12 protein-coding genes and 1 tRNA gene are annotated in these 12,688 nt (G+C 68.9%); 9 read left to right on the top strand and 4 right to left on the bottom strand.

Annotated features, from left to right (window positions below):
* The first annotated feature begins 19 nt into the window (after positions 1-19).
* The 3 genes from pyk to Q9R19_RS05925 all read left to right on the top strand — a co-directional run bounded on the left by pyk (position 20) and on the right by Q9R19_RS05925 (position 2,275).
* Entirely contained in the window at positions 20-1,468 is a 1,449-nt protein-coding gene (gene pyk, locus Q9R19_RS05935; protein ID WP_311255402.1) for a pyruvate kinase, read from the top strand.
* Positions 1,469-1,527: 59 nt separating this feature from the next.
* Positions 1,528-1,608: transfer RNA gene (locus tag Q9R19_RS05930), tRNA-Leu, on the top strand.
* 49 nt (positions 1,609-1,657) lie between these two features.
* The gene (locus tag Q9R19_RS05925; RefSeq protein ID WP_311255401.1) at positions 1,658-2,275 is read left to right on the top strand and encodes a response regulator; all 618 of its coding nucleotides are present in this window, start codon (positions 1,658-1,660) and stop codon (positions 2,273-2,275) included.
* A gap of 12 nt (positions 2,276-2,287) precedes the next feature.
* On the opposite strand, the gene Q9R19_RS05920 is transcribed toward Q9R19_RS05925, so the two are convergent.
* Entirely contained in the window at positions 2,288-2,656 is a 369-nt protein-coding gene (locus tag Q9R19_RS05920; RefSeq protein ID WP_311255882.1) for a hotdog fold thioesterase, read from the bottom strand.
* A gap of 114 nt (positions 2,657-2,770) precedes the next feature.
* Here Q9R19_RS05920 and polA point away from each other — a divergent pair, with 114 nt between their 5' ends.
* From polA to Q9R19_RS05895, 5 genes are all read left to right on the top strand, one after another.
* Positions 2,771-5,404 carry a DNA polymerase I gene (gene polA / locus Q9R19_RS05915; protein WP_311255400.1) on the top strand — a complete coding sequence of 878 codons (2,634 nt, stop codon included), beginning with the start codon at positions 2,771-2,773 and terminating at the stop codon, positions 5,402-5,404.
* Between the two features lie 74 nt (positions 5,405-5,478).
* Complete coding sequence (locus Q9R19_RS05910) at positions 5,479-7,152, top strand: DUF885 domain-containing protein (protein WP_311255399.1); 1,674 nt, start codon at positions 5,479-5,481, stop codon at positions 7,150-7,152.
* Positions 7,153-7,194: 42 nt separating this feature from the next.
* Positions 7,195-7,950 (top strand): SGNH/GDSL hydrolase family protein, encoded by a 756-nt coding sequence (locus Q9R19_RS05905; RefSeq protein WP_311255398.1) that lies wholly within the window; start codon positions 7,195-7,197, stop codon positions 7,948-7,950.
* Positions 7,947-8,603, top strand: coding sequence for a hypothetical protein (locus Q9R19_RS05900; RefSeq protein ID WP_311255397.1), 657 nt, complete (start codon positions 7,947-7,949; stop codon positions 8,601-8,603). The genes Q9R19_RS05905 and Q9R19_RS05900 overlap by 4 nt, the downstream gene beginning before the upstream one ends.
* An 18-nt stretch (positions 8,604-8,621) precedes the next feature.
* On the top strand, positions 8,622-9,350 hold the full coding sequence (locus tag Q9R19_RS05895; RefSeq protein WP_396653464.1) for an SUMF1/EgtB/PvdO family nonheme iron enzyme: 729 nt from the start codon (positions 8,622-8,624) through the stop codon (positions 9,348-9,350).
* Positions 9,351-9,353: 3 nt separating this feature from the next.
* Here Q9R19_RS05895 and Q9R19_RS05890 read toward each other — a convergent pair whose 3' ends face one another.
* The 3 genes from Q9R19_RS05890 to Q9R19_RS05880 form a co-directional block, all read right to left on the bottom strand.
* Entirely contained in the window at positions 9,354-10,679 is a 1,326-nt protein-coding gene (locus tag Q9R19_RS05890; RefSeq protein ID WP_311255395.1) for an MFS transporter, read from the bottom strand.
* Positions 10,680-11,130: 451 nt separating this feature from the next.
* On the bottom strand, positions 11,131-11,682 hold the full coding sequence (locus Q9R19_RS05885) for a GNAT family N-acetyltransferase (RefSeq protein WP_311255394.1): 552 nt from the start codon (positions 11,680-11,682) through the stop codon (positions 11,131-11,133).
* A gap of 44 nt (positions 11,683-11,726) precedes the next feature.
* On the bottom strand, positions 11,727-12,170 hold the full coding sequence (locus Q9R19_RS05880; protein WP_311255393.1) for a GNAT family N-acetyltransferase: 444 nt from the start codon (positions 12,168-12,170) through the stop codon (positions 11,727-11,729).
* A gap of 242 nt (positions 12,171-12,412) precedes the next feature.
* On the opposite strand from Q9R19_RS05880, the gene Q9R19_RS05875 reads away from it, so the two are divergent.
* Positions 12,413-12,649, top strand: a complete 237-nt coding sequence (locus Q9R19_RS05875; protein ID WP_311255392.1) for a hypothetical protein — start codon at positions 12,413-12,415, stop codon at positions 12,647-12,649.
* Positions 12,650-12,688: the final 39 nt, after the last annotated feature.

Raw genomic sequence — 12,688 nt, 5'->3', positions numbered from 1 at the left:
TCTCACCCTGGAGATGCCGTTGAGACGCGCGAAGATCGTGGCCACACTCGGGCCTGCAACATCGACCTATGAAACGGTCCGAGCACTGATCGAGGCCGGTGTGGACGTTGCAAGGCTGAACCTCAGCCACGGCGACTACTCCGTCCACGAGGCGAACTACGCCAACGTGCGGCGCGCCTCCGACGACGCCGGACGCGCCGTGGCCGTGCTGGTCGACCTTCAGGGCCCGAAGATCCGTCTGGGCAGGTTCGAGGACGGCCCCTACGAGCTCGCCGAGGGCGACATCTTCAAGATCACCACCGAGGACATCCTCGGCAACAAGGAGATCTGTGGCACCACGTTCAAGGGGCTGCCGCAGGACGTCAAGCCCGGAGACTTCCTGCTGATCGACGACGGCAAGGTGCGCGTGCAGGTCGTCGAGACCGACGGCACGGTCGTGACCACCCGCGTCATCGTCGCCGGCGCAGTGTCGAACAACAAGGGCATCAACCTGCCCGGCGTGGCCGTGAACGTCCCCGCGCTGAGCGAGAAGGACGAGGACGATCTGCGCTGGGGCCTGCGCACCGGTGCCGATCTGATCGCGCTGTCGTTCGTGCGCAACGCCGCCGACGTGGAGCGCGTGCACGAGATCATGGCCGAGGAGGGCGTTCGTGTCCCCGTCATCGCCAAGATCGAGAAGCCGCAGGCCGTCGACGCCCTCGAGGAGATCGTCGACGCCTTCGACGGGATCATGGTCGCCCGTGGCGACCTGGGTGTGGAGCTGCCGCTGGAGGCTGTCCCGATCGTGCAGAAGCGCGCGGTCGAGCTGGCCCGTCGCAACGCGAAGCCCGTGATCGTGGCCACGCAGATGCTGGAATCGATGATCTCCAGCCCCGTGCCCACGCGCGCCGAGACCTCGGATGTCGCCAACGCGGTTCTCGACGGAGCGGATGCCGTGATGCTCTCCGGTGAGACGAGCGTGGGGGAGTACCCGGTCGTGGTCGTCGAGACCATGGCTCGCATCGTCGAATCCACTGAGGAGCACGGCCTGGAGCGCATCTCGCCGCTCACGAACAAGCCGCGCACGCAGGGCGGTGCGGTGACACTGGCGGCCCTCGAGGTCGCGGAGTTCGTCGACGCCAAGTTCCTGTGCGTGTTCACGCAGTCCGGCGACTCGGCGCGTCGCCTGTCGCGTCTGCGCTCGCGCATCCCGATGCTCGCCTACACGCCCGAGCCCAGCATCCGCCGCCGCATGGCTCTGACCTGGGGCATCCGCTCCACCCTGGTCGACATGGTCGAGCACACCGACGCGATGTACCACCAGGTGGACGAGCACCTGCTCGGCTCAGGTCTGGCCAAGGAGGGGGACAAGGTCGTCGTGATCTCCGGTTCGCCTCCCGGGATCATCGGCTCGACGAACGACATCCGCATCCACAAGGTGGGGGATGCCGTCGGCGGGGCCGCGCCGGTCTACAAGTCGAAGAACTGAGCCACAGGGAGGGGCGGGGCTGCGGCCCCGCCCTTTCCCGTGCGCTAAAGTCGATCCGGGCCGGCGTGGCGGAATGGCAGACGCGGAGCACTCAAAATGCTTTGTCGAGAGACGTGTGGGTTCGAGTCCCACCGCCGGCACCGACCTTGCCGCGCCGCGGGCACAAGGTGAGCAGATAGGATTTATCCCGTGACTGACGTAGAACAGCCTGAGCAGCCCACGGCATCCGCCCCGCGACGCGTGGTCGTCGCCGAGGACGAGTCGCTGATCCGCCTCGACATCGTCGAGATCCTCCGCGACAACGGATTCGATGTCGTCGGCGAGGCCGGCGACGGGGAGACGGCCGTTCAGCTCGCGACCGAGCTGCGTCCCGATCTGGTCGTCATGGACGTGAAGATGCCCCAGCTCGACGGCATCAGCGCCGCTGAGAAGCTGCACAAGAACAACATCGCGCCCGTCGTGCTGCTGACCGCGTTCAGCCAGAAGGAGCTCGTCGAGCGCGCCAGCGAGGCCGGCGCTCTGGCCTACGTCGTCAAGCCCTTCACCCCGAACGACCTGCTGCCGGCGATCGAGATCGCACTGGCCCGCCACGAGCAGATCATCACGCTCGAGGCCGAGGTCGCCGACATGGTCGAGCGCTTCGAGACCCGCAAGCTCGTCGACCGCGCCAAGGGTCTGCTGAACGAGAAGATGGGGCTGAGTGAGCCCGAGGCGTTCCGCTGGATTCAGAAGGCGTCCATGGACCGGCGCCTCACCATGCAGGACGTCGCCAAGGCGATCATCGAGCAGCTCGCTCCCAAGAAGTGAGTGGGGCCCGCGTCAGGACAGGTCTCTGATCATGTTCGTGATGCGGATGGTCGAGCATCGCCGGCCCTGATCGTCGGTGACGACGATCTCGTGGACGGCGATGCTGCGCCCCAGGTGCACGGGAGTGCACACCCCGGTGACGATCCCCGAGGTGGCCGACCGCGTGTGCGTGGCGTTGATGTCCACGCCCACAGCCAGGCGCCCGGGGCCGGCATGCAGGTTCGCCGCCATGGATCCGAGGGACTCGCCCAGCACGACGTAGGCGCCGCCGTGCAGCAGACCCACCGGCTGGGTGTTGCCCTCCACCGGCATGGTGGCCACGCTGCGGTCGATGGAGAACTCGGTGAACTCGATCCCCATCTTCTGCGCGAGTGCGCCCATGCCGCGCTTCGTGGCCCAGTCCAGGCCGGCCTGCGGGTCACGGTCCGTCGTCGGGGTCTGCTTCGTCACACTTCCTCCTCGGCGAGTGTCCGTCGCTCTCGTTAGGCTTGCAGGGTGACGGACTCCGCAAAGCCTACCCTCATGGTCGTCGACGGCCACTCGCTCGCCTACCGGGCGTTCTTCGCCCTCCCCGTGGAGAACTTCACCACCAGGGACGGTCAGCACACCAACGCCATCTACGGGTTCCTCTCCATGCTGATCAACCTGATCAAGGCCGAGAGGCCCACGCACATGGCGATCGCTTTCGACACGTCGAGGCACTCGTTCCGCACCGAGGAGTATCCGGAGTACAAGGCGACGCGCTCCGAGACGCCGAGCGAGTTCAAGGGTCAGATCCCGCTGCTGCAGGACTGCCTGGCGGCGATGTCCCTGCAGGTGCTCACCAAGGAGGGGATCGAGGCCGACGACATCCTCGCGACGCTGGCGAGGCAGGGCTCGGAGAAGGGCTACGACGTGCTCGTCGTCTCCGGAGACCGCGACTCCATCCAGCTCGTCAACGATGAGGTCACTCTGCTGTACCCCTCGGTGCAGGGCGTCTCGCAGCTGAAACGCTACGACCCCGCAGCCGTGCAGGAGCGCTACGGAGTGCGCCCGGAGCAGTATCCCGACATCGCCGCTCTGGTCGGCGAGACCAGCGACAACCTCCCCGGAGTCCCGAAGGTGGGGGAGAAGACCGCCGTCAAGTGGCTGACGCAGTTCGGCACTCTCGACGAGCTGCTCGCACGCGCCGGAGAGATCAAGGGCGTCGTGGGCGGGAACCTGCGTGAGCACATCGACGACGTGCGGCGCAACCGCCGACTGAACCGGCTGCTGAACGACGTCGACCTGACGGTCGGTCCCGACGATCTCGCCGTCGCCCCGATCGACGCGCAGGCCGTGCGCGACATCTTCGCCCGCCTCGAGTTCCGCACGCTGCTGCCGAGGGTGTTCGACGCTGTCGGTGCGGGAGACGAGCCCGTGCACGACGAGCCCGCCGTTCAGCTGCCGGTCCCCGTCGAAGGAGCGGCGTCCGAGCTCGCGACCTGGGTCGCCGCGCAGAGCGGCGAGCTCGGCGTGACTTTCGTGCTCAACGGCGCGACCATCACACGGGTCGGCGTCGCCACGGCGACCGAGCTGCGCGAGGGCGACTGGAACGACGCCACTGCCGAGGCGCTGCGCCCCTGGCTGGTCTCGGATGCGCCGAAGGTGCTGAACGACGCCAAGCCGCAGGTGAAGGCGCTGCTGCGCTCGGGCATCCGTCTGGGCGGGATCGTCTACGACACGCTGCTGGCCGGCTGGCTGATGCGCCCGAGCTTCCCGGACAAGACACTCGGCCACCTCGTGGGCCGGTACCTCGACGAGAAACTGCCCGAAGCCGACCCCATGCAGCTCGTGCCGGAGACCGACGGCGCGACGCCTTCACAGGAGGCGTGGTTCACGCTGCGCACCGCCGCGGCCATCCGCGAGGCGATGCCGGAGCCCGTCGCCGCCGTGCTCGCGGAGATCGAGCTGCCCACGCTGCGCGCGCTCGCCGACATGGAGGTCGCCGGCGTCGCGGTCTCGCATGAGGTGCTCTCCACGTTCTCCGCCGAGCTCCTCAGCCGCACCGACGCCCTGGCCACCGACGCATTCGCGCTGGTGGGACGCGAGTTCAACCTCGGCTCTCCCAAGCAGCTGCAGGAGGTGCTCTTCGAGGACCTCCAGCTCCCCAAGACCCGCAAGACCAAGACGGGGTACTCGACGGACGCAGCGGTGCTGGCGGACCTGCGGGAGACGAACCCGCACCCGTTCCTGGACCTGCTGCTGCAGCACCGCGAGGCGACCAAGCTGCGCCAGATCATCGAGTCGCTCGACACCGCGATCGGTGAGGATCAGCGCATCCGCACCACGTACGTGCAGACCGGCAGCCAGACCGGCAGGCTCTCGAGCACCGATCCGAACCTGCAGAACATCCCGGTGCGCACCGACGAGTCGCGCCGGATCCGCCGCGCCTTCGAGGTGGGCGCGGGGTACGAGACGCTGCTGACCGCCGACTACTCGCAGATCGAGATGCGGATCATGGCGCACCTGTCCGGCGACGCCGGCCTGATCGAGGCGTTCAACACGGGCGAGGACCTGCACCGCTTCGTCGGCGCCCGCGTATTCGGCGTGGAGCCCGAAGAGGTCACCTCCGCGATGCGCACCAAGGTGAAGGCGATGTCGTACGGCCTGGTCTATGGTCTCAGCGCCTTCGGGCTCTCCAAGCAGCTGCGCATCGAGCAGTCCGAGGCCAAGCAGCTCATGCTGGAGTACTTCGCCCGCTTCGGCGCCGTGCGCGACTATCTGCGCGCCTCCGTGCTGCAGGCGAAGGAGGACGGCTACACCGAGACGATCTTCGGACGCCGCCGCCCGTTCCCCGACCTCAACAGCCCCAACCGGGTGCTGCGTGAGAACGCCGAGCGCGCCGCTCTGAACGCCCCCATCCAGGGCAGCGCGGCCGACATCATGAAGATCGCGCTGTTCCGCATCCATGCCGACCTGCGCGCGAGCGATCTGCGTTCCCGGGCGCTGCTGCAGATCCACGACGAGCTCGTCGTGGAGATCGCGCCGGGGGAGTGGGAAGCCGTCGAGGCGATCGTGCGCGGTCGGATGGCGGGCGCCGCCGATCTGACGGTGCCCCTGGACGTGCAGGTGGGGCGCGGGCGCGACTGGAACGAGGCCGCCCACTAGGAGTCGCCTTCCAGGGCCAGGCGCGGCACAGTGGCCCCGTGTCTGCAGCGCACGCCGGCGCTAGGCTCGAACCCATGACTGCAGAACCCCGCACCCCCTCCGCGATCGACCAGGTCGCCGAGCGCTGGGTGGACACCCTGGTGGAGCTGTCGCCGACGCTGGCGACGTACATCGGCCGGAACGAGGCGAATGGGAGGCTCGACGATCTGAGCCCGGAGGGCCATGAGCGCTCCATCGCCGCCACCCGCGCGACCCTGGCAGAACTGGATGCCCTCGAGCCGGTCGACGAGATCGATCGGGTCACCAAGACCGATCTCTCGGCGGAGCTGCGACTCGAACTCGAACTGCACGACGCGCGCTGGCACCTGCGCGACCTGAACGTGATCGCCTCCGCGCCGCAGGACTTCCGGCAGTCGTTCGACCTGATGCCGACGGCGACCGCCGATGACTGGTCGGTGATCGCCGAGCGCCTGTCGGCGGTTCCCCAGGCCATCCGCGGCTACACGGAGACTCTGCGCGCGGGCATCCGCGAGGGCGTCGTGCCCGCACGACGCCAGGTGACCGAAGTCGCCACCCAGATCGCCCGCTACACCGCCGACGACGGCTTCTTCGCGTCCTTCGTCGCCGAGGCCGCTCCTCAGGAGGGGCAGCTTCCCGCCTCGCTCGCCAAGGAGCTCGCCGACCGCTCCGGTGCGGCGCGCGTCGCCTACGACGAGCTGCGCGCCTTCCTCAGTGCGGAACTCGCACCGGTCGCATCCGAGCAGGATGCCGTGGGACGCGAGCTCTACGCGTTGAACTCCCGCCGGTTCCTCGGTGCGACGATCGACCTCGACGAGACCTACGAGTGGGGTCGTGAGGAGCTCGAGCGGATGATCGCCGAGCAGAACGCGATCGCAGATGAGATCCTGCCCGGGGCGACCGTCGACGAGGCCGTCACACACCTCGAGGCCGATGCCGACCGCAAGCTGCACGGCACCGAGGCGCTGCAGCGCTGGATGCAGGAGACCAGCGACAGGGCGATCGCCGAGCTCGGCGCCAGCCACTTCGACATCCCGGAGCAGATCCGCGAGCTGGAGTGCATGATCGCGCCCACGCAGGAGGGCGGGATCTACTACACCGGCCCCACCGATGACTTCTCACGTCCCGGCCGGATGTGGTGGTCGGTGCCCGAGGGCGTCACCGAGTTCGACACCTGGCGCGAGCTGACCACGGTGTACCACGAGGGCGTTCCCGGTCACCATCTGCAGATCGCACAGGCGACCTACAATCGTGCTGAGCTGAACACGTGGCGGCGCGTGCTGGCAGGAACCTCCGGTCACGCCGAGGGCTGGGCGCTGTACGCCGAGCGGCTCATGGAACAGCTCGGCTACCTCGACGATCCTGCTGATCGGCTGGGGATGCTCGACGGTCAGCGACTGCGTGCGCTGCGCGTGGTGCTCGACATCGGCGTGCACCTGGGCAAGCCGCGCCTGGACGGCGAGGGCGTGTGGGACCACGACTACGCACTGGAGCTGATGCGCCACAACGTGAACATGTCCGACGAGTTCCGCCAGTTCGAGGTCAACCGCTACCTGGGCTGGCCCGGGCAGGCGCCCTCGTACAAGGTAGGCCAGCGCATCTGGGAGCAGGTGCGGGACGCAGTGCGAGACCGTCAGGGCGACGACTTCTCGTTCAAGGACTTCCACAAGCGCGCCCTCGACATCGGCGGCGTCGGACTGGACACGCTGCGCTCCGTGTTCCTGCGCTGACCTGCGACGGCCGGCCGGCCCGCGCGGTTCTAGGCTGGGAAGATGGCAGAAGTGCGTTTCGTGGCGATCGGCGACTCCTTCACCGAGGGCGTCGGCGACGAGCTCCCCGACGGCACCGTGCGCGGCTGGGCGGATATCGCGGCCCAGGGCTGGGCGGATGCGACCGGGCACAGCATCCGGTACGCGAATCTGGCGATCCGCGGCAAGCTGGCCTGGCCGATCGTCGAGCAGCAGCTCGAGCCTGCGCTGGCACTGGGGCCGACGCACCTGTCCTTCAACGGCGGCGGCAACGACATGCTGCGTCCGGGCGTCGACGTCGAGCACATCGCCGACGCGTTCAGCCGTGTTCTGCGACGCTGCGACGAAGAGGGCGTGCGCCTGATCCTGCTCTCGGGTGCGAATCCGAGCGGGCGCCTGCCGATGGGGAAGATGGTGCAGCGACGCGGTGACGCGCTCTCGGATGCCGTCGTCCGGCGCATCAAGGATCGGCCCGACGTCGTCCGTGCCCTGAACTGGCCTGATTCCGAGCTGTCACGCGCACCGTACTGGTCGGACGACCGGCTGCACATGAACGCGCACGGGCACCACCGCGTGGCAGCGCGCGTGCTGGAGGCGCTGGGGCTGGAGCCGCCGGCGGAGTGGTGGAAGCCCGCGGAGCGCTCCATGCTGGGGCCGAGTGGATACGCGTACTACCGGCAGTTCGTGGGGCCGTGGGTGCAGCGCCGCGTGACCGGCACGTCATCCGGCGATGGTCGTCAAGCGAAGTTCGGCGCCTGGGTCGAGCGGACGCCCCGATGAGCAGATTCACCGCGCGCAGGCTGGCCCGCCGCATCCCGCAGCTGCTGATCGGACTCTTCCTGTACGGGTTCGGGATCGCGCTGATGATCCGCGGCGTGATCGGCGCCGCGCCCTGGGACGTGCTCAGTCAGGGCATCGCCACGCACCTGCCGCTCACCTTCGGCACGATCACGATCATCGTGAGCGGGATCGTGCTGCTGATGTGGCTCCCGCTGCGACAGCGGCTGGGCATCGGCACGGTGCTGAACGCCCTGCTGGTGGGCCCGTCTGCCGATATCGGATTCCTGGTGATCCCGGAGACGGACATCCTGTGGCTGCGCGTTCTCCTGTTCGCACTCGGGCTCACGGTGCTCGCCGCGGCGACGGGCCTGTACATCGGCGCGCATTTCGGACCCGGACCGCGGGACGGCCTGATGACCGGACTGCACCGCGTGACCGGCCGCCCGATCTGGCTGGTGCGCACGGCGCTCGAGGTGACCGTCGTGGCGATCGGCTGGCTGCTCGGAGGGAATGTCGGAGTCGGCACGGTCGCGTTCGCTCTGCTCGTCGGGCCGATGTGCCAGTTCTTCATGCGCGTCTTCGAGGTGCGACTGCCGGTGCCGCCTGCTGCCGAGCCCGATGATGACCTTCGCTCGGACGCGATCAAGGGCTGACCCGTGGATCTGTGGGAGATGCGCGCACTGCCGGGCGGCGCCGTCACGCTGCACGATGCACGCCGCAAGGAGCACCGCACCGTGCACCTGCAGGCCTTCGAGATCGGCGCCTTCGCCGTCACCGAGGAGCAGTTGGCCGAGGTGCTCGGCATTCCGGCATCCCACCCTCGCCGGCCCGCGCGCGACCTCAGCTGGCTGCGGGCGGTGCGGTTCTGCAACGCGGCCTCGGAATGGGAGGGGCTGGAGCCCGCGTACACATTCGACGGCGAGGAGGTCGCCTGGCACGTCGACAGCGACGGCTACCGTCTGCCGACCGAGGCCGAGTGGGAGTACGCGTGCCGTGCCGGCTCGACCGGCCCGCAGTACGGGCCGCTCGCCGACGTCGCGTGGACAGCCGCCGATCACGTCGAGCATCCGCAGGACGTCGGTCTGAAGCTGCCCAACCTCAACGGCCTGTTCGACACGCTCGGGAACGTCTGGGAGTGGTGCTGGGACCTGCTGGATCCGGAGCGCTACGACGAGTACCGGGTGTTCCGCGGCGGGGGCTTCGCCGACGACAGCTGGAGCGTGCGCGCGAGCGTGCGGCGCGGAGGCGCCCCGCGCATGCATCACGACGACGTCGGGCTGCGTCTCGCGCGTGGCGGCTTCGACGCGGTGGATGCCGCGCAGGGCTGGTCCGCCCGGGCGGACCTGGAACGAGGCGGCCGCGGCAATGTGCATCCGGTCGGGTGGACGCCGCGCCGCTGACGGTCAGTCGCGGCGCCGCTCCGGATCCAGCCCCATCCGGATGCGGGTGCGCTTGCGCTCCACGACGATCATGGTGATCCCCAGGATCCACAGCGGCAACTGGGTGAGGAACGCCCAGCGGAACGGCTCGAGCGCATAGGTGGCGGGTGTGCCCGCGCCCTGCAGGTCGAGTGTCAGACCGATCAGGAAGATGGCGGTGAGCGCGGCGAGGAAGCCGCCGGAGTTCGTCACCCCGGTGGCCGTACTCAGCCGGTGCGCGGGGTTGTGGGTGCGCGCGTGGTCGAAGGCGATCATGGATGCCGGCCCGCCAGCACCCAGGCACACCACCAGCAGTGCCAGCAGCCAGGTCGGCGCGGGTCCCGGCCATGCGATCACCAGCAGCCAGGCGACCACCTGCACACCGATGCTGGGGAGCACGAGCGCCAGTGAACGACGTGTGGGGATGCGGCGGGAGAGCTCGCCCAGGATCGGGCCGAGCACCATGGCGACGACGACGTTCAGCGAGAGGAGCCCGGCCGCGGCGGCCTTCGGAAGCCCTTCGCCCTCGGTGAGGTACGGCGTGCCCCACAGCAGCAGGAAGGCCGTTCCCGCGAACGGCGTGGTGAAGTGCGACCAGAAGGCCAGGCGGGTTCCCGGGTGCGCCCACGCCGCGCGGATGCCGACGCCCGTGTCGACGGAGGACGTGACCACGCGGATCACACCCGTCTCAGTGTTGACCGTGACATCCTCCGCTCGCTCCGGCGGGCGATTGCGCACGAGCGCCCAGACCAGCACGGCGAACAGCACACCCAGGCCGGCGACGCCGCCGAAGGTGATCGTCCACGATGTGGAGTGGAGCAGGGCGGCGAGGGGGAGCAGGGCGACCAGCTGACCGCTCTGACCGGCCAGGCCCGTCAGCTGCACCATGAGCGGCCCGCGCTGGGCGGGGAACCAGGTCGCGACCAGCCGGATCACGGCGGGGAAGATGGCCGCATCGCCGGCGCCGAGCAGCACTCGGGCGATGATCGCCACGCCGATGCTGGGCGAGACGGCCATCACGAACTGGCCGGCGCTCATCAGCAGCATCCCGACGACCATGATGGGACGCGAGCCGTACCTGTCGAGCAGGATGCCGACCGGGATCTGCCCTCCGCCGTACACCGCGAGCTGCACGACCGCGAACAGCGACAGTGTCGCCGCGTCGGCCTGGAAGCGCTCCGCGGTGTCGACGCCGACGGCGCTGAGGGAGCTGCGGTTGGTGATTGCGAGCACGTACGCGGCGACCGCGACGCCCCAGATCAGCCAGGCGCGCCAGCCGGGCGTCGCGCGGGGGAGGGGAGGGGCGGTCACTCGTACCAGATTAGTCTCCGTGCCACGCGGATCCCGCCGTGAGTCTTGTGTCCGAGCCGCCGGTGGAACAGAGTGGACGCATGCTCCTGTCGTCGACGCGGTTGTGGCGCCGTCCGGGCGACTGTGACGAATGGTTGCCGTCGCAGTGATACCCGATCGTCGTCTCGGCCCCGCCCGCAATGCGCGTCGAGCGTTGGAGCTGTTCGGCCGCGGCGCCGTCGTCGACTGGTGCGAAGCTCTCGTGCAGGGAACCGCACGAGACGACGATCCGCACTATCCGGACATCGCGTGGCTGTGCGGAACGATCGGATGGCCGGAGCACTGGGCTCGCGTCTGGGGTGCTCGCGGGCTGCTGCACATCGGCCCGCCGGCCGACCCGGCGCGTGCGCATGCAGGCGCTCCGCGCGCTCGGCGTGCCGCCCTCCGCGCGCGATACCTGGAGTTGACGTGTTCAGCTGCCGATGTCGGGGCGGATCAGCGAGAAGACCACCAGATCGACGCGGCCGCTGTCGGTGAAGCCGGCATTGCGTGCCGTTCCCTCCCGCCGGAAGCCCGCCTTCTCCGCGGCGCGCAGCGACGCGGTGTTGGCCGGGGCGATGCGCAGTTCGATGCGCTCGAAGGCGAGTTCGGCCAGCATCCACTCCGCGACCCTTCGAACCGCGGTCGGCATGATCCCGCGACCGCGACGGTCGGGAGCCGTCCAGTAGCTCAGTTCGGCGGTTCTCGAGAGCCAGTCGACCCGCTTGGCATCGACGCTGCCGACCAGCTCATCGGCTTCGCGCACGCCCAGGACGAAGCCGCGCCCTTCTTCGCGAAGCTGGTCGCTGATGGTGGTGCACCACTGGGTGGCCATGTCGAGCGTGTAAGGGGAGGGGAGCGGCAGCCAGCGGCGCAGATCCGAGTCGCTGAAGACATCGACGAACCGCGGTGCATCGTCGGCGATCAGCCCGGATAGGGTGAGATCCGCACCGGCGTGGAGGATGGCGTCGGGGAAGGCAGGCATTCGTCCATCTTTGCGCATCGAATCGGAGCCCGATGCTCCGCCGGCTACGACCCAGCCGGCACGTACCGCAGCAGGTTCGTCTCCCTGCGTTGGAAGCCGACGGCCTCGTACAGCCTCAGCGCCGACTCGCGTGACGGCCGGGAAGTCAGGTCGAGTGTGCGAAGGCGACGCCGCACCGCCTCTGCGGTGATCGCCTCGAGCAGCAGCCGCGCGACGCCGCGTCCGCGTGCCTCCTGGTCGACGACGACATCCTCGACGATCCCGCGCCATCCCGTCACGAGGGGGAAGGTCACAAGGGTCGCCATGCCGAGCACGCGCACGCCGGCACGGGCGAGGAACAGGTCCGTGCCGGGCGTGTGAATCATCGCCTGCACGCGATCGCGATCGAAGACTGCGGTCGCAGACAACTGGGGGAGCAGCATTTCGATCCGTCGCAGGTCGTCGTTCGACAGCCGCTGCGCGACCGTGATCTCGATGCCGTCCGTCATGTCGCGATCCTATTCGACCGCGGTCGGCGAGAACTGCGCGGTCCAGCAGGCGGTGTAGTTGTTCTCCGGCGTGTGGGGCGCCCGCCGCGGGTGACGTATCACGTCGTCGTTGCTGCTCAGCGTGGTGCTTCACGAGAGCGCGGAACTCATCGGAAATGCGGGGCTGGTCTTCACCGACAAAGGCGGCGAAGGGGAGCCCGAGATCGCATTCGAGCTGCTGAGCAGCCGTCACGGCTACGGGTATGCGACCGGCCGGCGAAGCCGTCGTGGCGTGGTCGAGCGAGCTCGGACACCGTCGGCTCTGGGCATCGGTGTGGGACTGGAACGTCGCGTCGCGCCGGGTGCCGCAGAAGCTGGGCTTCCATGATTCGGGCGCACGGCATCCGGTCACCGAGCACGGCCGGATGATGCTGACCGTGCGGGAGATCTCCTCTTCGCCCAGAGTGGGGCAGGGCAGCTCCCGCCTCAATCTGACATAATGTGCATTATCGGCGAAGCGACGATGATGCAATCGGATC

The sequence above is a fragment of the Microbacterium sp. ARD32 genome (assembly GCF_031844385.1).
Taxonomy (GTDB): Bacteria; Actinomycetota; Actinomycetes; order Actinomycetales; family Microbacteriaceae; genus Microbacterium.
The sequence above is the reverse complement of the archived record's forward strand: the minus strand, read 5'-3'. Positions and strand labels throughout refer to the sequence as shown.

Excerpts from the sequence above, each read along its gene's own strand:
- Q9R19_RS05920 (WP_311255882.1), bottom strand. The coding sequence starts at position 2,656 with ATGGGCGCACTCGCGCAGAAGATGGGGATCGAGTTCACCGAGTTCTCC.
- Q9R19_RS05910 (WP_311255399.1), top strand. The coding sequence starts at position 5,479 with ATGACTGCAGAACCCCGCACCCCCTCCGCGATCGACCAGGTCGCCGAG.
- Q9R19_RS05905 (WP_311255398.1), top strand. The coding sequence starts at position 7,195 with ATGGCAGAAGTGCGTTTCGTGGCGATCGGCGACTCCTTCACCGAGGGC.
- Q9R19_RS05900 (WP_311255397.1), top strand. The coding sequence starts at position 7,947 with ATGAGCAGATTCACCGCGCGCAGGCTGGCCCGCCGCATCCCGCAGCTG.
- Q9R19_RS05895 (WP_396653464.1), top strand. The coding sequence starts at position 8,622 with ATGCGCGCACTGCCGGGCGGCGCCGTCACGCTGCACGATGCACGCCGC.
- Q9R19_RS05885 (WP_311255394.1), bottom strand. The coding sequence starts at position 11,682 with ATGCCTGCCTTCCCCGACGCCATCCTCCACGCCGGTGCGGATCTCACC.
- Q9R19_RS05880 (WP_311255393.1), bottom strand. The coding sequence starts at position 12,170 with ATGACGGACGGCATCGAGATCACGGTCGCGCAGCGGCTGTCGAACGAC.
- Q9R19_RS05875 (WP_311255392.1), top strand. The coding sequence starts at position 12,413 with ATGCGACCGGCCGGCGAAGCCGTCGTGGCGTGGTCGAGCGAGCTCGGA.